At 60.5% G+C, this 18,303-nt stretch carries 17 protein-coding genes; 9 read left to right on the top strand and 8 right to left on the bottom strand.

The features are described from left to right. The 7 genes from sucB to HMPREF3169_RS07985 all read left to right on the top strand — a co-directional run. On the top strand, positions 1 to 1,040 hold a 1,040-nt coding region (gene sucB, locus HMPREF3169_RS07955), incomplete at its 5' end, for a 2-oxoglutarate dehydrogenase, E2 component, dihydrolipoamide succinyltransferase (protein ID WP_070456090.1). A 369-nt stretch (positions 1,041 to 1,409) separates the two neighbouring features. Then, positions 1,410 to 4,280 (top strand): aminomethyl-transferring glycine dehydrogenase, encoded by a 2,871-nt coding sequence (gene gcvP, locus HMPREF3169_RS07960; RefSeq protein WP_070456117.1) that lies wholly within the window; start codon positions 1,410 to 1,412, stop codon positions 4,278 to 4,280. Between the two features lie 39 nt (positions 4,281 to 4,319). Then, positions 4,320 to 5,432 carry a glycine cleavage system aminomethyltransferase GcvT gene (gcvT, locus tag HMPREF3169_RS07965; RefSeq protein ID WP_062043890.1) on the top strand — a complete coding sequence of 371 codons (1,113 nt, stop codon included), beginning with the start codon at positions 4,320 to 4,322 and terminating at the stop codon, positions 5,430 to 5,432. Between the two features lie 66 nt (positions 5,433 to 5,498). Then, positions 5,499 to 5,888 (top strand): glycine cleavage system protein GcvH, encoded by a 390-nt coding sequence (gene gcvH, locus HMPREF3169_RS07970; protein WP_070456091.1) that lies wholly within the window; start codon positions 5,499 to 5,501, stop codon positions 5,886 to 5,888. Positions 5,889 to 6,046: 158 nt separating this feature from the next. Beyond that, positions 6,047 to 6,850, top strand: coding sequence for a lipoyl(octanoyl) transferase LipB (gene lipB, locus HMPREF3169_RS07975; RefSeq protein ID WP_070432638.1), 804 nt, complete (start codon positions 6,047 to 6,049; stop codon positions 6,848 to 6,850). An 88-nt stretch (positions 6,851 to 6,938) separates the two neighbouring features. After that, positions 6,939 to 8,003, top strand: coding sequence for a lipoyl synthase (gene lipA, locus HMPREF3169_RS07980; RefSeq protein ID WP_070432639.1), 1,065 nt, complete (start codon positions 6,939 to 6,941; stop codon positions 8,001 to 8,003). A 30-nt stretch (positions 8,004 to 8,033) separates the two neighbouring features. Further along, a complete protein-coding gene (locus HMPREF3169_RS07985; protein WP_070432640.1) occupies positions 8,034 to 8,816 on the top strand; it encodes a DUF4191 domain-containing protein in 783 nt (260 codons plus the stop codon). A gap of 96 nt (positions 8,817 to 8,912) precedes the next feature. Here the strand turns inward: HMPREF3169_RS07985 and HMPREF3169_RS07990 are convergent, their stop codons facing one another. Beyond that, positions 8,913 to 9,386: an RDD family protein gene (locus HMPREF3169_RS07990; protein WP_061923726.1), complete on the bottom strand. Its 474-nt coding sequence runs from the start codon at positions 9,384 to 9,386 to the stop codon at positions 8,913 to 8,915. Between the two features lie 139 nt (positions 9,387 to 9,525). Between HMPREF3169_RS07990 and glnA the strand changes: the two genes are divergently transcribed. After that, on the top strand, positions 9,526 to 10,959 hold the full coding sequence (glnA, locus tag HMPREF3169_RS07995) for a type I glutamate--ammonia ligase (RefSeq protein WP_062038139.1): 1,434 nt from the start codon (positions 9,526 to 9,528) through the stop codon (positions 10,957 to 10,959). A gap of 102 nt (positions 10,960 to 11,061) precedes the next feature. Here the strand turns inward: glnA and HMPREF3169_RS08000 are convergent, their stop codons facing one another. From HMPREF3169_RS08000 to thrC, 5 genes are all read right to left on the bottom strand, one after another. Further along, entirely contained in the window at positions 11,062 to 12,696 is a 1,635-nt protein-coding gene (locus HMPREF3169_RS08000) for a CTP synthase (protein WP_070456092.1), read from the bottom strand. 193 nt (positions 12,697 to 12,889) lie between these two features. After that, positions 12,890 to 13,420, bottom strand: coding sequence for an NUDIX hydrolase (locus HMPREF3169_RS08005; RefSeq protein ID WP_061923922.1), 531 nt, complete (start codon positions 13,418 to 13,420; stop codon positions 12,890 to 12,892). Positions 13,421 to 13,468: 48 nt separating this feature from the next. Next, positions 13,469 to 14,368, bottom strand: a complete 900-nt coding sequence (locus tag HMPREF3169_RS08010) for a trypsin-like serine protease (RefSeq protein ID WP_246815615.1) — start codon at positions 14,366 to 14,368, stop codon at positions 13,469 to 13,471. Positions 14,369 to 14,396: 28 nt separating this feature from the next. Further along, entirely contained in the window at positions 14,397 to 14,549 is a 153-nt protein-coding gene (locus tag HMPREF3169_RS13150; RefSeq protein WP_162839576.1) for a hypothetical protein, read from the bottom strand. A gap of 21 nt (positions 14,550 to 14,570) precedes the next feature. Further along, positions 14,571 to 16,019: a threonine synthase gene (gene thrC, locus HMPREF3169_RS08015; RefSeq protein ID WP_070456118.1), complete on the bottom strand. Its 1,449-nt coding sequence runs from the start codon at positions 16,017 to 16,019 to the stop codon at positions 14,571 to 14,573. A gap of 38 nt (positions 16,020 to 16,057) precedes the next feature. Here thrC and HMPREF3169_RS08020 point away from each other — a divergent pair, with 38 nt between their 5' ends. Then, positions 16,058 to 17,359 (top strand): MFS transporter, encoded by a 1,302-nt coding sequence (locus HMPREF3169_RS08020; protein WP_061923739.1) that lies wholly within the window; start codon positions 16,058 to 16,060, stop codon positions 17,357 to 17,359. Here HMPREF3169_RS08020 and HMPREF3169_RS08025 read toward each other — a convergent pair. Beyond that, positions 17,356 to 18,075, bottom strand: a complete 720-nt coding sequence (locus tag HMPREF3169_RS08025; protein ID WP_070456094.1) for an AAA family ATPase — start codon at positions 18,073 to 18,075, stop codon at positions 17,356 to 17,358. The genes HMPREF3169_RS08020 and HMPREF3169_RS08025 overlap by 4 nt on opposite strands. 9 nt (positions 18,076 to 18,084) lie before the next feature. Next, positions 18,085 to 18,303, bottom strand: coding sequence for a hypothetical protein (locus tag HMPREF3169_RS08030; protein WP_070432644.1), 219 nt, complete (start codon positions 18,301 to 18,303; stop codon positions 18,085 to 18,087).

Consider the following 18,303-nt stretch of genomic DNA (forward strand, 5'->3'; position numbering starts at 1 on the left):
CCGAAAAGGAAGAAGCCAAGGAAGAGCCAAAGGCTGAGAAGTCTGCAGACGCTTCCTCCACCCCGGCTGCTTCCGAGGGCTCTTCCAAGATCAACAACGGCGATAACGTTCCTTACGTCACCCCGCTGGTACGCAAGCTGGCGGAAAAGCACGGCGTTGACCTTTCCACCGTTTCCGGCACCGGCGTTGGCGGCCGCATCCGCAAGCAGGATGTCCTGGCAGCTGCAGGCGAGGGCGAGGCACCGGCGGCGTCGGCAGCCGGCTCCTCCAACCCACGCGCACGCTGGTCCACCAAGTCCGTGGATCCGGAAAAGAAGGAGCTCATCGGCACCACCCAGAAGGTCAACCGTATCCGCGAGATCACCGCTGCAAAGATGGTTGAGGCTCTGCAGATTTCCGCACAGCTGACTCACGTCCAGGAAGTCGACATGACTGCCATCTGGGATATGCGCAAGAAGTCCAAGCAGGCCTTCATCGACAAGCACGGCGCTAACCTGTCCTTCCTTCCGTTCATCGTTAAGGCAACCGTTGAGGCTCTGGTTTCCCACCCGAACGTCAACGCTTCCTACAACCCTGAGACCAAGGAAATGACCTACCACGCAGACGTCAACGTGGCTATCGCCGTCGATACCCCACGTGGCCTGCTGACGCCGGTCATCCACAAGGCACAGGACATGTCCCTGCCAGAGATCGCAAAGGCTATTGCTGAGCTGGCTGACAAGGCCCGCAACAACAAGCTGAAGCCGAACGACCTCACCGGTGCCACCTTCACCGTCACCAACATCGGCTCCGAGGGCGCACTCCTCGATACCCCGATTCTGGTTCCGCCACAGGCCGGCATCCTGGGCACCGCCGCTATCACCAAGCGCGCAGTCGTTGTCAACGAGAATGGCCAGGACGCAATCGCCATCCGCCAGATGTGCTACCTGCCGTTCACCTATGACCACCAGGTCGTCGATGGTGCAGACGCAGGTCGCTTCATCACCACCATCAAGGACCGCCTTGAGACCGCCGAATTCGAGGCTGACCTCGAGGTCTAAGGAGTTAAACCCTTAGTAGTTTAGGGTTTCCGCCCCGCAGGCTCCCCTGTTTCCACTGCTGTGGATACTCGGGAGCCTGCGGGGTTTTCACATATCTCCCCGCAAACGGGGGTGTTAGGCCTGTCCGAATCTGTCCGGCGATTTCTCAGCCCTGTTCCTCGCCCACGGGCCGCGTAGGGAGTCTATTCGGCACTTTTAGGCTTTTGGCACGGCCATGGGTTACGCCGTTGCTGTGTGATGCACGAAAAGACTTCTATAAACCGATTTAGGTCACAGCCATAGGCTTTATACTTAGGGTCGGTTTAGGCCATGTTTTAGGCATTCACCATGACGTCCTTCACGGAGCTTCTTTCAAAGGAGATTGAACTTATGGATTTCATCTCGCGCCACCTCGGACCAAATTCTTCCGAGCAAGCGACGATGCTCAACGCACTGGGATACAACAGCGTGGACGCGCTTGTCGACGCCGCACTTCCCACAACCATCCGCGCCGCATCGGCACCGCAGTTGCCAGATGCCTTGAGCGAGAATGAAGCGCAGGACAAGCTGCGCGAATACGCCAGCCAGAACATCGTGTTGAAGTCCTTCTATGGCCAGGGCTACTCCGACACACTTACCCCGGCCGTCATCCGCCGCGGCCTGCTGGAGGATGCTGGTTGGTACACCGCTTATACCCCGTACCAGCCGGAGATCTCCCAGGGCCGCCTGGAAGCACTGCTAAACTTCCAGACCATGATCGAATCCCTGACCGGTCTGCCGATTGCAAACGCTTCCCTGCTCGACGAGGCTTCCGCTACTGCTGAGGCAGTCGGCCTGATGTCCCGCGCGGTCAAGAAGGGCCGCCGCGTCATCCTGGACTCCCGCCTGCATCCGCAGGTGCTCGCTGTGGCGGCGGAGCGAGCTCGCGCCATCGAGCTCGAGGTGGAAATCCTCGATATCCGCGAGGGCCTCGTGGGCGAAGACCTCATCGGCGCCGTCATTGCGTACACCGGCACCGAGGGCGACGTCTTTGACCCACGCGGCATCATCGAGGAGCTGCACACCCGCGGTGCGGTTGTCTCCGTCGTCGCCGACCCGCTCTCCCTTCTTTTGTTGGAAGCTCCGGGCAAGCTGGGCGCGGACATCGTGCTGGGCTCCGCGCAGCGCTTCGGCGTCCCAATGTTCTTCGGTGGCCCGCACGCGGCATACATGGCCGTTACTGACAAGCTCAAGCGCCAGATGCCGGGCCGCATCGTCGGCGTTTCCAAGGATGCAGACGGCCGCGCGGCATACCGTCTAGCTCTGCAGACCCGCGAGCAGCACATCCGCCGTGAACGCGCTACCTCCAACATCTGTACCGCGCAGGCGCTGCTGGCCAACGTAGCGTCCATGTACGCCGTCTACCACGGCCCAGAAGGCCTGAAGGCAATCGCGCAGCACATCCATTCGCTGGCTGTTTCCTTCGCCGACGCAGTTCGTGAGGCTGGCGTAAAACTCGTAGCGGACGAGTTCTTCGACACCGTCACCATCGCTGACGTCAATGCCGCGGCCATCAAGTCCAGCCTGCAGGAGCAGGGCTACCTGGTGCGCGCCATTGGCTCCGACAAAGTATCCGTCTCCTTCGGCGAATCCGCAACCGCTGCAGACGTGGCGAAGCTAGCCGCAGCGTTCGGTGCCGAGATCGCAGCTGACGCTGTGGCCAAGGATGACGCAGCACAGTCCGCGCTTCCTTCCGCACTGGTTCGCGAGGAAGCTCCGCTGGACCACGCAATCTTCAACTCCATTCACTCCGAGACCCAGATGCTGCGCTACCTGCGCACTCTGGCAGACAAGGACTTGGCGCTGGACCGCACCATGATTCCGCTGGGCTCTTGCACCATGAAGCTGAACCCCACTGCCGCCATGGAGCCGATCTCCTGGCCAGAGTTCGCGGGCATTCACCCATATGCTCCGGAAGAGACCACCGCCGGCTGGCGCGCGCTCATCGAGGAGCTCGAGGGCTGGTTGGCCGAGCTGACCGGCTATGCCAAGGTCTCCATCCAGCCCAACGCTGGCTCCCAAGGCGAGCTCGCAGGCCTGCTGGCCATCCGCCGCTACCACGTTGCCAACGGCGACGCTGGCCGCGACGTCATCCTCATCCCATCTTCCGCACACGGCACCAACGCGGCCTCTGCTACCCTGGCCAACCTGCGCGTGGTCGTCGTTGCTACCGCGGACGATGGCTCCATCGACCTGGCAGACCTGGATGCCAAGATCGAACAGCACAGTGAGCACATCGCCGGCATCATGATCACCTACCCATCCACCCACGGTGTCTTCGACCCTGAGGTCCGCGACGTGTGCGACAAGGTCCACGCGGCAGGCGGCCAGGTCTATATCGACGGCGCGAACATGAACGCGCTAACCGGCTGGGCACGCCCGGGCGAGTTCGGCGGCGACGTCAGCCACCTGAACCTGCACAAGACCTTCACCATCCCGCACGGCGGCGGTGGCCCGGGCGTTGGCCCGGTGGGCGTCGCCAAGCACCTGGTGTCATTCCTGCCCACCGATGCGAACGATTCCTCCATCGACCCGCAGCAGGCTACCTCGATTGAAAAGGGCGTTCCTTCTACCGCAAGCAAGTTTGGCTCCGCCGGCGTGCTGCCTATCTCCTGGGCCTACCTGGCCATGGTCGGCACCGAGGGCGTTGCACAGGCCACCAGCCACGCCATCCTGGGCGCAAACTACCTGGCAAAGTCCCTGCAGGATTCCTTCCCAGTTCTCTACACCGGCAACGCCGGCCTGGTCGCGCACGAGTGCATCTTCGACCTGCGCGAGCTGACCGATGCCTCCGGCGTTACTGCGGCGGACGTCGCCAAGCGCCTCGTGGACTACGGCTTCCACGCACCGACCCTGTCCTTCCCGGTCGCCGGCACCCTCATGGTGGAACCGACCGAGTCCGAAGACCTCGCCGAGCTGGACCGCTTCATCGAGGCCATGCGCGCAATCCGCGCCGAAATCCAGGACATCATCGACGGCAAGGTCGCCTACGAAGCATCCGTTATCCACAACGCTCCGTACACCGCAGCGGCAGTGACCTCCGATAACTGGGAGTACTCCTTCACCCGCCAGGAAGCCGCCTACCCGGTTGCCTCCCTACGCGCCAACAAGTACTTCCCACCAGTCCGCCGCATCGACGAGGCTTACGGTGACCGCAACCTGGTTTGCGCTTGCCCGCCGCCAGAAGCATTCGAGATCTCCGCTGACGCGGAGGCCAACTAACGGAATCGAACTAGCAGAAAAGAACTCTAAAGGAGAAAAATGTCTGAACTGCTCAACTCCCCGCTGCATGCAGAGCATGAAAAGCTTGGCGCATCCTTTACGGCTTTCGGCCCGTGGAACATGCCCCTGAAGTACAACAACGAGCTCGAAGAACACCGCGCGGTTCGTAACTCCGCCGGCCTTTTCGACCTGTCCCACATGGGCGAAATTTGGGTCAACGGCGAGGATGCCGCAAAGTTCCTGTCCTACTGCCTAATCTCCGATATGACCACCCTCAAGGTGGGCAAGGCAAAGTACTCGATGATCTGCGCCGCAGATGGCGGCATCATCGATGACCTCATCACCTACCGCCTGGGCGAGACCAAGTTCCTGGTCGTGCCAAACGCCGGCAACGCTGACGTGGTCTGGGAGGCACTCAACGAGCGCGCTGAGGGCTTCGACGTGGACCTCAACAACGAGTCCCGCGACGTAGCCATGATTGCCATCCAGGGCCCGAAGGCAGCAGAAATCCTCATCCCGCTGGTCGAGGACAACAAGCAGGAAGCCGTCATGGAACTGCCTTACTACGCAGCGATGACCGGCAAGGTAGCGCGCAAGTACGCCTTCATCTGCCGCACCGGCTACACCGGCGAAGATGGCTTCGAGCTGATCGTCTACAACTCCGATGCCCCGGAGCTGTGGGAGGAGCTGCTCAAGGCCGGTGCCGAGTACGACATCCTGCCGTGTGGCCTCGCAGCGCGTGACTCCCTGCGCTTGGAAGCTGGCATGCCGCTCTACGGCAACGAGCTCTCCCGCGACATCACCCCTGTTGAGGCCGGCATGGCGCGTGCTTTTGCCAAGAAGGAAGCCGACTTCGTTGGCGCTGAGGTCATCCGCGCACGTGCAGAGGAAGGTCCGCAGGTCGCCATCACCGGCTTGGTCTCCGATCAGCGCCGCGCCGCCCGCGCCGGTGCTGAGGTCTTCGTTGGCGATACCAAGGTCGGTTCTGTCACCTCCGGTCAGCCTTCCCCGACCCTGGGCCACCCGGTTGCCATCGCGCTGCTGGATACCTCTGCAAACCTGCAGCCTGGCGACGCCGTCGAGGTAGACATCCGCGGCAAGCGCTACCCATTTAGCGTCGCGGCCCTTCCGTTCTACAAGCGCGAAAAGTAGTTCGCGGACGCGTGACAACCGTTAAGATAAGAACACATACCATCTTCCGAAAGGACTCCCATCACAATGGCTAACCTTCCTGCAGATTTCTCCTACTCCGAGGACCACGAGTGGATCAACTCTTCTGCTGACGCCGCACAGGGCGCAACCGTCCGCGTTGGCATCACCTCCGTTGCTGCTGACCGCCTGGGCGAGGTCGTCTTCGCTGAGCTGCCGGCAGTTGGTGACACTGTTACCGCTGGTGATACTTGCGGTGAGGTCGAATCCACCAAGTCCGTATCCGATCTCTACGCCCCAGTTACCGGCACTGTCACCGCTGTTAACGAGGCTGTTCACGATGACTACGCAGTCATCAACAACGACCCATTCGGTGAAGGATGGCTCTTCGAGGTCGAGGTTTCTGAGACCAGCGAGCTGATGACCGCAGAAGAGTACGCTGCGGCAAACGGCGTTTAAGCCACTTACTGCTAAAGCGGGAGGTTTCCTCCCGCTTTTTCTTTTGCCTCCGACTACGCCTCCACCTGCCCCCTCACCCCGGTGTTGGGCCGGCATTGGCCTGGGTGGCACTATCAGTATCGACCCCCGCGTTTTATTAGATTAAGGAAGCATCACACATGACAGCTCCTCGTGAGCCCTTCTTCCCCGCTGATCGCAGTATTCGCGCGTCACAGGAAGCGCTGGAAATCCGCCACCTCGGCCGCATGGATTACCAACAGGCGTGGGATCTCCAGGCCGAGCTTGCCGCCCAGCGCGCAAAAGGCGAGCGCGGGGACATCATCCTCGTGGTCGAGCACCCCAACATCTACACCGCTGGCAAACGCACGCAGCCGGAGGATATGCCGGACAATGGTCTGCCGGTCATCACGGTGGATCGCGGCGGGCGGATTACTTGGCATGGTGAGGGGCAGCTGGTGGTCTACCCCATCTTGAAGCTCGCGGAGCCTGTCGACGTCGTGGACTATGTCCGCCGGCTCGAAGAGGCAATCATCCAGACGGTGCGCGAGCTTGGCGTTCGTACCGCCGGCCGCATCGACGGCCGGTCTGGTGTGTGGGTGCCCTCCACCACCCAGGCCACGGACCCGCAGGCCCCCAAGCGCGATCGCAAAATTGCGGCGCTGGGAATCCGCATCACTCGCGGCGTGACCATGCATGGTCTTGCGCTTAATTGCACCAACACGCTGGAGTATTACGAGCACATCGTGGCCTGCGGCATTGACGACGCCGACGTGACCACGCTGAGCCTCGAGCTTGGCCGCGATGTCTCCATGGAGGAAGCTGCGACACCGCTTCTCGACGCCCTGCAGCGCGCGCTTTCTGGTGAGCTCACCGTCGCGGACCACACCTTTGGTTCAGCACCGGACCCGATTAAGGTCGCCAACGAGAAGGCCCGCCAAAAGCGTGCCCAGAGTGCGGAATAATCCTCCACACACCGGACTTGTATTAGTAAGAGACAATCCCAACCCCGTAGAGTGAGTTTTTGTGACTGTTAAGCCTGAAGGACGCAAGATGCTCCGCATTGAGAAGAAGAATGCGGAATCCCCCATCGAACAGAAGCCGCGCTGGATCCGCAACCAGGTCCGCACCGGCCCGGGCTACGAGGATATGAAGTCCCGCGTGTCCGGCGCTTCCCTGCACACCGTGTGCCAGGAGGCTGGTTGCCCGAATATCCACGAGTGCTGGGAATCTCGTGAGGCCACCTTCCTCATCGGTGGCGATAAGTGCACTCGCCGCTGCGATTTCTGCGACATTGCCACCGGTAAGCCGGCGGAGTTGGACCGCGACGAGCCGCGCCGCGTTGCAGAAAACATCCAGGAGATGGACCTGAACTACACCACCATCACCGGTGTTACCCGCGACGATCTGCCGGATGAAGGCGCGTGGCTCTACGCCGAGGTCGTGCGCAAGATTCACGAGCTCAACCCGCACACCGGTGTGGAAAACCTGACCCCTGACTTCTCCGGCAAGCCGGATCTTCTGCAGGAGGTCTTCGAGGCGCGTCCAGAGGTCTTCGCGCACAATCTGGAGACGGTTCCGCGCATCTTCAAGCGCATCCGCCCGGCCTTCCGCTACGAGCGCTCCCTAGACGTTATCCGCCAGGCCCACGACTTTGGCCTTATCACCAAGTCCAACCTGATCCTGGGCATGGGCGAGACCAAGGATGAGATCGAAGAGGCGCTGCGTGATCTGCGCTCTGCTGGCTGCGACATCATCACCATTACCCAGTACCTGCGCCCAGGCCCGCGCTTCCACCCGATCGAGCGTTGGGTACGCCCGGAGGAGTTCGTCGAGCACTCCAAGCTGGCCAAGGAGCTCGGCTTCGGCGGCGTCATGTCTGGCCCGCTGGTGCGTTCTTCTTACCGCGCTGGTCGCCTGTACGTGCAGGCGATGGAGGCCCGCGGTTTCAAACTGCCAGAGAATTTGCAGCACCTGGCTGAGACCTCGAAGGGCGCTACCGCCCAAGAGGCTTCGACGCTGCTCGAGAAGTACGGCCCTTCCCAGGAAACCCCGGTAACGACCCGCATGGTCAAGACCCCGGCAAACGCTGACTCCGCTGCCGCTGCAATTCGTTAATTTGCACCGCTGACCTTTAAAGTAGGAACCATGGCACAAGACGATAAGGCAAGCCTGAAGGCTGCAAAGAAGCAAGAGCGCGCCGCAAAACGCGAGCAGCGCAAGCAAACCCGTTCCCAGATGTGGCAAGCGTTCAATATGCAGCGCAAGCATGACAAGGCATTGATTCCTATCATGCTCGCCGCTTTCCTCGGCATGGGCCTGTTGTTCTTCCTTATCGGCCTGCTCTTTCACGGCGAGTGGTTCATGCTCATCCTGGGCCTCGGCATCGGCGCTTTGCTGGCGATGTGGCTGTTTACCCGCCGCCTTGAGCGCGACATGTACAAAAAGGTCGAGGATCAGCCGGGCGTTGCGGGGTGGGCGCTGGAGCAGCAGCTGCGCAACACCGTGGGCATCGTCTGGAAGGTCAAGACCGCGGTCGGCGTTACCCGCCATCAGGACCTCATCCACCGCGTCATCGGCAATGCCGGCGTCATCTTCGTCTGCGAAGGTGACCGCAAGCGCCTGACTCCGGTTCTCAACACCCTGAAAAAGCGCGTGGATAAGCTCGCCGGCGGCGTTCCGGTCTACGAGGTCTGGGTGGGCAACGGCGAGGACGAGGTTCCAGTGTCCAAGCTGCGCAATCACGTGATGAAGTTCCCGCGTAACTTCAAAAAGGATGAGACCTACGCAACCATCCGCAAGATTGAGGCTATGGATGACCTGCCAGGCACCACCCCGGGTCTGCCGAAGGGCCCGATGCCGCGCCAGGCGCAGAACATGGCTGGCATGAACCGCCGCATGCGCCGCGCACAGCAGCGTAAGGGCAAATAATACTTGTGCAAAAGCGGCCCTTCCTTGGAATCCACCAAGGAAGGGCCGCTTTTAGGTTTTGTAGGAAGCGCCCTGCGACGCCGCAAGATAGAGGAACTAGACCATGATCACTGCGGTGCCGGTTGCGCGGTCGTGGATACCGCGGCCGTCGGTATCGACCATTGCGGCTGGGAAGAGGAAGCCGGTGAGGATGGTGCGCACTGCCGCGCGCCAGAAGCCCACCGTTTGCCCCGGGGCGTCGAGACGCGCCACGCCCATGCCCAGCAAAAGCATGCCCGGAGTGCGAGCAAAGAGCCAGCCGCAGAGGATGCCGACGATGACCCACAGCATGTAGCCCAGGAATGCAGGGCCGCCCAGCGCGTGGGTGAACATCACGATGAGATTGGCCAGCAGCATGCACACGATCCAGTCGATGAGAACCGCCCCTGCACGGCGGGCCACCGGCGCCAGCGCCCCGGAGCCAGACTCAGGAAGTCCGAGCTTTTCGCCCGGCCATGCGCCGGGGCCTTCGAAGTCATCATTTTCGCCCGGGATTGCGGGTCCATCGAGCCATGTTCGCTTATCAGCCATGTTGACCAATCTAGTGCCCCCTGCATGCAGACACGAAAACGAAATATATCTATAGATCGATGGGTTAACGTCCGAAGGCCAAATAAAGCTAGTAAACTTCGATGAAGAACATTTTTCTAAACCCCTGAGGAGACAAACAGTGTCTTTCGAGTCCGTCCAGGAAATCGTCAAGTTCATCGAGGATGAAGACGTAAAGTTCGTCGATATTCGTTTTACTGACGTTCCCGGCACCGAGCACCACTTTTCAATTCCCGCTTCGGAGTTCACCGAGGCCGCCGCTGAAGAAGGCCTCGCATTCGACGGTTCTTCCATCCGTGGCTTTACCTCCATCGATGAGTCTGACATGACCCTGCTGCCAGACCCAGCAACCGCGATGGTGGATCCTTTCCGCTCCTCCAAGACGCTGAACATCAAGTTCTTCGTCAACGATCCGTTCACCTTGGAGCCTTTCTCCCGCGACCCACGCAACGTCGCAATGAAGGCCGAGGAATACCTTGCTTCCACCGGCATCGCGGACGTGTGCAACTTCGGCGCCGAGGCCGAGTTCTACCTCTTCGATTCCGTGCGCTACTCCACCGACATCGACCATGGTTTCTACGAGGTAGACACCGACGAGGGCTGGTGGAACCGCGGCAACGAGGCCAACTTCGACGGCACCCCGAACACCGGTTTCAAGACCCGCGTCAAGGGCGGCTACTTCCCCACCGCGCCCGTCGACAAGCATGGCGAAGTCCGCGATGCCATGGTGCGCAACCTGCAGAACGCCGGCTTCCAGATCGAGCGCTTCCACCACGAGGTGGGCGCGGGTCAAAATGAGATCAACTACCGCTTCAACTCCCTGCTGCACGCGGCTGATGATATTCAGACCTTCAAGTACATCATCAAGAACACCGCCGCTGAGTACGGCAAGTCCGCAACCTTCATGCCAAAGCCGCTCGCGGGTGACAACGGCTCCGGCATGCACGCCCACATGTCCCTGTGGAAGGACGGCAAGCCGCTTTTCTACGATGAGGCAGGCTACGGTGGCCTTTCCGATATCGCGCGCTACTACATCGGCGGCATCCTCCACCACGCACCGGCAGTTCTGGCGTTTACCAACCCAACTCTGAACTCCTACCACCGCCTGGTTCCGGGCTTTGAGGCCCCGATTAACCTGGTCTACTCCCAGCGCAACCGCTCCGCGGCAATCCGCATTCCGATCACCGGCTCCAACCCGAAGGCAAAGCGCATCGAGTTCCGCGCTCCGGACCCATCAGGTAACCCGTACTTCGGTTTCGCTGCGATGATGATGGCTGGCCTCGATGGCATCAAGAACCGCATCGAGCCACACGCTCCGGTAGATAAGGACCTCTACGAGCTGCCACCGGCAGAGCAGGCTTCCATCCCGCAGGCACCAACCAGCCTTGAGGCTTCCCTGCGCGCCCTGGAGGAAGATAACGAGTTCCTGACCGAAGGCGATGTCTTCACCGAGGACCTCATCGAGACCTACCTGCAGTACAAGAACGAAAAGGAAATCGCTCCTTCCCGCCTGCGCCCAACCCCGCAGGAGTTTGAGATGTACTACGACTGCTAATTAGGACTGCTAATTAGGGTGCACAGAAAATCCCTGCGGAAGCACAAGCTCTCCGCAGGGATTTTACGCATTTTAGGCCGCTTGCTTAGCGGCCGGCGGCCTTTAGCTCAGCGCCGCTGCAATCAGCCCGTCAAAGAGCGGGTGCGGTTTCGTTGGGCGCGACTTGTATTCGGGGTGGGCTTGGGTGGCCACCATGAATGGGTGCTCGGGGTACTCCACGAATTCGACCAGGTTGCCGTCGGGCGAGGTGCCGGAGAAGACCAGGCCGGAGCCTTGCTCGATCTGCGCACGGTAGGCGTTGTTGACCTCGTAGCGGTGGCGGTGGCGCTCAGAGACCTCAGTGGTGCCGTATGCCTTCGCCACGACGGAGTCTTCAGCGAGCACAGCTGGATAAGCGCCCAGGCGCATGGTGCCGCCGAGATCCGCCTCGCCGGAGACGGCCGCCTGCTGCTCCTCCATCGTGGCGATGACTGGCGCAGAGGTCTCGGGGTCAAACTCTGTCGAGGAGGCGTCGGCAATACCTGCCTGGCGGGCCGCCTCCAGCACGGTGCACTGCAGACCCAGGCACAGGCCCAGGAAAGGAATCTTGTTCTCTCGGGCGTAGCTCACCGCGGCGATCTTGCCCTCGATGCCGCGCACTCCGAAGCCGCCTGGCACCACGATGGCGTCGAGATCGCCCAGCGGAGTGGCTGAGTCTGCTTCGCAGTCATCCGAGGTGATCCACTTGATTTTCGCCTTCGCGTGGTGAGCAAAGGCCGCATGCCGGATTGCCTCTGCCACGGAAAGGTACGCATCCTGGAGGTCGATGTACTTGCCCACGATGCCCACGGTGACCTCATGACGCGGGTTGCGGACGCGATCCAGTAGCTCGCCCCATTGGGTCCAATCCACATCGCGGAAAGGCAGGCCTAGTTTGCGGATGACGAAGGTGTCCAGGTGCTCGCGGTAGAGCACCTCCGGGATGTCATAGATGGACGGCGAGTCAGGGCAGGACACCACGCCTTCTTCCTCGACGTCGGTCATCAGCGCAATCTTGTGTTTTAAGCCATCCGGAACGTCGCGGTCACACCGCAGCACCACTGCGTCCGGCACGATGCCGATGGAGCGCAGCTCCGCCACGGAGTGCTGGGTCGGCTTCGTCTTCAGCTCCCCCGAAGTGCCGAGGTATGGCACCAACGAGCAGTGGATGAAGAAGATATTCTCGCGGCCGACGGCATGACGTACCTGCCGTGCGGCCTCCAGGAAGGGCTGCGATTCGATATCGCCCACGGTGCCGCCGATTTCGGAGATGACCACGTCCGGCACATTGCCGGAGGCATCGGGCGCGGCCATCGCGAGCACGCGATCCTTGATCTCATCGGTGATGTGCGGGATGACCTGCACGGTCTTGCCCAAGTACTCGCCACGGCGCTCCTTCGCGATGACCGAGGAGTACACCTTGCCCGTGGTCACATTCGCGTTCTTCGTGAGGTTGCGGTCCAAGAAGCGCTCGTAGTGGCCCAGGTCGAGGTCGGTCTCGGCACCGTCTTCGGTGACAAAGACTTCGCCGTGCTCGAACGGGTTCATGGTGCCTGGGTCGACGTTGAGATATGGGTCGAGCTTCTGCATGGTCACCGAGAGTCCGCGGGCAGAAAGCAGCTGCCCCAGCGATGCCGCTGTTAAGCCTTTGCCCAGGGAGGAGACAACTCCTCCGGTGACGAAAATGAATTTGGTGTTCTGGTTGGAACGAGGTGGCATGGAATGCACCTTTCGAGGAATTTGATTGCTGATGCGGCAAGCTCAGCGCAACGAGACACCCCTTGAAGATCAAAAAATCCGCGGGACGCCTCGCGCGGCGACCTACGGATCTTCAGACTATCACCAGCCATCAAATAGAAACAATTAGCTGACAGAAATCCAGGTTGGAGGTGGTTTTGGGCATACGCGATTGCTAGTTGCGTTTTACAAATCCCATGCGGGGGCGAAAGCCCTTCGGATGCTTCATTTGTGCCACGGCATCACCGATCAGCATACGGTTACGGGCGCTTACCGAAGCCGGCATTTGGGCCACGGAGAACCACTGCGCCGCAAGGTTTTCCTCGTCAGAGACCACCGGCTCCGCGCCTTCTGGAACCGAAAGCCGCAGTGCGGTGGACATGAACATGCACTCGTCGCCATTGTCGTAGGTGACAGGGCCTACCTGCCCCACGCCAAGCAGCGCTTCCGCGGTGGCATCGAGACCGACTTCTTCCTTGACCTCACGGATGGCTGTGGTGGTGATTTCCTCGCCAGGCTCGCAGATGCCCTCGACGGGCGCCCAGGTCTCATTATCGGCGCGTTGCACCAGCAGCACCGATGGGACTTCCCATAGCGCCGCGTTCATGGGAACATCGCGGACAATAACTGCGGTGCACGCTGGCAGGAATAGCTGCTGGTGGCCCACCTTCTCACGGAGGTTGAGGATGTATTCAGGGGTTGCCATGCCTACTACCCTAGCCGCTTTCTTTGTCCGCTTTTGGCCGCGCCCGCGCTAGGCCGCCTGCGCTATTTCAGAGCCCAAAATCTCCGGGATGAGCGCTACGATATCGGCTGCAGGGGTAAAGGAAAGCTCCATGTCCGACGCTTCGGCGCACTGACCTTTTAGCTCCTGCGTGGTGCCAGAGACTACGCCGACGATTGCGGGTCCTCCTGGCAGTTGGGCGTACATCGGCCCGCCGGAATCGCCTTGGGTACCGCACAGGCGCGCCCGAGCGGCCGTGGTTTCCATGCGGATCTCGCCGGACTTCAGCCCGCCCTTTTCCGGGCCATGGCTTAGCTCGCCACAGGTCTCCCCAGTGATCCGCCCTAGCTTGCACAGCTGTTGTGGGAGCTCGCCCGTTGTGGCCACGCCGGCCTCCATGTATTTCGGCGTGTAGTAACCCACGTCGGCATGCAGCTCGATGAGCGCGAAGTCGAGGCCGTGGGTGGTATCGGAATACAAGTCCGAATAGACCACTTCCCCGATTGGTTCTGCCGGGAAAGTAAAGGTGCGATGCGCGTTTCCGGCCCACACACGGTCGCCGGGTTTGCCGCAGTGCGATGCGGTCACCGCGAAGTTGCGGCCATCTTCCAGCGAGAAAGACCACGCTGCGGTGCACATCTGGAAGTCAAAATACTCTCCTGGTTTCGGTTCCTGGGCGGAGATATCCAACGCGGTTCCCGCCGGCATGGGCGAGAGCGCAGGCCGCGAGGTACCGGGGCTCGCGGCGGGGTTTTCCGGCTGCGCTGGCGTGGCTTCCGCGTCACCCTCGTTGTTTACCTGAGCATCGCTTTCCGACGCCTCCGGTGCGGCGGATTCGCCAGTGAGGGTGGCCGCGGCGTCGCCAAGCGCGTGCTGCACCGTCTGCGTGGGGATCAAAGAGCAGCCGCCGAGGCCAATTGCTAAAGCCACGGCGGCTGCTATCTGTGGTACCCGCGAGCTAGACCGTGCCATCACCATCGGTGTTCTTGTCTGCTTCGGAAGCTTGCTTGTTTTCCTTTTCCATCTCCGCCATCTCCTTGAGATCGCGGATGAACTTCTCTGGATCGAACTCGGTGAAGTATTCCGGTCCGGAGAACTGTTCCTGTGCCATCTTTTATGCTCCTCTGGGGTGCTATTTCACGTCGGTCTGTGCGATGGAGCTGCGAATGAAGTCTTGGACTGCAGCGACGTCATTGGGCAGATCCGTGACATGCCTTTGCACATCCATGATGCCAGCAAAACGCTCCGGGACTGCTGGCTTGGTGCCGATAGCCTCGACGATGGTCTCGGAGAACTTCACCGGCAGGGCGGTCTCCAGGCAGATGATCGGGGTCTTGATGTCCTCTTCCTTCTGCACCTGGCGGGCGACCTTGATGCCGTCCGCGGTGTGCGGATCCACCAGGTAGTCATAACTTTCCTTGACCGATGCAATGGTGGCCAGGCGGTCCGCATGCGTGGAGGAACCAGAAGTAAAGCCATACTCATCCCGGGCTGCACGCAGTTCCTCAGTGCTGAGCTGGAAACCGCCCTCCTTCAGCTTGGGGCCAAAGAGCTCCGCGGTGCGCGAGGCATCACGGTCAAGCAAATCGAAGACGAAACGCTCAAAGTTCGAGGCGCGGGAGATATCCATCGACGGCGAGGAGGTCTTGAAGGTCTCCTCCGCCGGGCGCGGACGGTAGTTGCCGGTGCGGAAGAACTCATCGAGCACGTCGTTTTCGTTGGTGGCGACGATGAGTTTGTCGATGGGAAGCCCCATCGAACGGGCGATATGGCCGGCGCAGATATCACCAAAATTGCCGGTGGGCACGGAGAAAGAGACCTTCTGCTCGTTGTCAGAGGTGACCTTCAGGTAGCAGTTGATGTAGTAAATGACCTGCGCCATAAGGCGTGCCCAGTTGATGGAATTAACGGCGCCAATGCGGAATTCCTTCTTAAATCCGGCATCATTGGAGGTTGCCTTAACCACATCCTGGCAATCATCGAAGACACCGTCGAGCGCGATGTTGAAGATATTCGGATCATCAAGGCCGAACATCTGAGCCTGCTGGAAAGCAGTCATGCGGCCCGCCGGGGTCAGCATGAAGACGCGGATTCCGGTGCGCCCGCGCATGGCATATTCCGCAGAAGAGCCAGTATCGCCCGAGGTAGCGCCCAGGATGTTGAGGGTTTCATCGCGGCGGCCCAGCTCGTACTCGAAGAGCTCGCCGAGCAGCTGCATGGCCATGTCCTTGAAGGCAGCGGTAGGTCCTTCGGAGAGGTGGCCGATGAAAAGGCCATCACCCAGCGCGGTCACGGGGACAATTTCCTCGCTCGCGAACTTAGGATGGGTGTACGCGCGCTGCGCGATGGCCTCCAGATCATCAGTTGGAATATCATCCACGAAAAGCTTGAGTACTTCTGCCGCAAGCGCCGCGTAGCCTTCCTCAGCGAGCAACTGACGCCATTCATTGAGCACAGCGCCGTTTAGTTGCGGATAGGATTCCGGCAGGTAAAGGCCGCTGTCAAGGGCAAGCCCACCTAAGAGAATATCGGTAAAAGAAGCAGGCTGACGGTTAGCGTCGCGCGTAGAAATGTACTTCACCCCCTGCATCATAGTCGGGCACGCGTAAAGTATCAGCCATGTCTGTGCCAAATCCACGGGAAGTTGTGACCACCAAAGCCTTATCCATTTGGGTTGCCGCGATTCTTGTCTACATCGTGGCGATTACCGGGCGCACCTCTTTTGGTGTGGCGGGGCTGGAAGCGATGGAGCGTTTCGACGTCGATGCCTCTCGCATTGCGGTCTTCACCTCAGTGCAGTTGGGTATCTATGCGTTCGCACAGATTCCTACGGGTGTGCTCATTGATAAGTATGGTCCTCGCAAACTGCTCGTTATTGGCGCTGTCATCATGGGCGTGGGGCAGGTAGCACTGGGCCTAACCACAAATTATTGGATGGCTATTGCCGCTCGGCTTTTGATTGGCGCGGGCGACGCCACGGCCTTCTTATCCGTGATGCGCATCCTGCCATATTGGTTCCCTTTGCACCGCACGCCAATGTTTACCCAGGTGACCTCGTCGTTGGGTCAGCTCGGCCAGTTCGTCTCCGCTATTCCTTTCGCTGCGCTTTTGGGGTGGACCGGATGGACCACGGCCTTTGTAGCTTTGGGTGCGGCGGGCATTCTCATCGCACTAGCTGCGGCGGTTGCCGTAGCGGACACGCCTGAAGCTCTAGGCATCATCGAAACTCCCGCCGAGCAGCCCAATTCGCAGGCGCATTCCTTGGCCACCAGACTGGCCATGGTGCTGCGTTCCCCCGTTGCATGGCAGGGATTTTTCATCCACTTCTGTGGCCTTTTGGGTGCGACTGTATTTGTCATGTTGTGGGGAATGCCGTTCATGACGGAGGGACTAGGAATCTCCAAGGTACAGGCCGGAACGGTGCTGACCTTTTATACGATCTGCATGTTTGCGTTAGGACCAATCCACGGCAAGATTTCCTCGCGTGCGCAGGGTTTCCGCGACTGGATGGCGCTGTTTTTCACGACACTCAACATAATGTCGTGGACGGCTTTCTTCCTCTGGGGCAACAGCTTCTTCAGCCTTTTCATCCTCATGGTGGCTATTTCGTTTTGCTCTCCGTGCTCGAACTATGGCTTCGACATCGTGCGCGAGAACATGGAACGCAGTGTGGTGGCCACGGCAACAGGCTTGGCCAACATGGGTGGATTCATCTCTTCGATGGTGGCAGCGCAAATTTTTGGCATGGTGCTCGATAGCCGTGGCCACGCTCCACACTACGAACTGGGCGACTTCCACGCGGCCGCTGTAACTTCCCTCATCATTTGGCTTGCGGGCATGCTCGGCGTAGCTGTCACGCACTTCCTGCGCAAGCGCGGCGGAGGCACTGGCCCGAAGGTCAAGGTTGTCAGCGTCTCCTAGGTAATCAGGAACTTTATCGTTTCCTCTGGCGCCTCCAAGAATTCCCGGGTAGCCGCCACGGGCTCGGCGGCGTCGAAGGAAATCCTCTCGAAACCGGCGTCGCCAAGCTCGACGATGTCCGCGCCCGGCACGGCAAGCAAAATCGGCGAGTGCGTGGCAATGAGGAACTGGGCGCCGCGTTCTGCGGCTTGATGAATTTCGGCCACGAGCGCCATCTGCCGCACGACGGACAATCCGGCTTCGGGCTCGTCAAGGATATAAAGCCCGCGGCCGTCGATATGCTCGCCCAGCACGTCGAAGACAGACTCGCCGTGGGAGCGGTGCTCCAAGTCCACCTCGCGCGGCAAGGTATTACGCCCGGCGCGCTCGTCTGGGCTATTAGCCGCCTCAAGCACGGACTCATGCGTTTCGGCGCGTAAGAAATAGCCACGTTGTAGATTCTCGTCGAGCTTACAGTTCAACCCCGCGGACAGGCCGCGAAAAGGCGCGCGGATGCGCTTGGCGTCGTCGTAGCGCCCGCCAAAGGGCGAAAAGCGCAGACGCAGCGCGATTGCTTCTAGAAGCGTGGACTTGCCCGCCCCGTTTTCACCCACCAAGCAGGTCACGGGCGAGGTGAACTCGAAGTAAGGCAGGTCCTGCAGGTATTGCACCATGGGCAGCTGGAGCAGGTAGCTATCCAGTTCCTGTTTCTTTATCGAGACGGAGCGCAGCAACATACTCGCCCACTATAGGCCGGGATGGAAGCTACGCAACGCTTCCCCGAGTTCCTGGCCGGGCTCCTTCAACGGGCTTTGCGAAACTTCATCAGAGTTAATGGGAATTTCCGCACTGGATTCTATCGGCATGGCATTGACCGCATAGGAAACGCCGAGTCCGCCAGTGACCGGAATTGCTACGGCCAATGAAACGCCGATCGCGGTGCCAAGTTTCTCGCGCCAGTTCAT

Source organism: Corynebacterium sp. HMSC08C04, assembly GCF_001807495.1.
GTDB lineage: Bacteria > Actinomycetota > Actinomycetes > Mycobacteriales > Mycobacteriaceae > Corynebacterium > Corynebacterium simulans.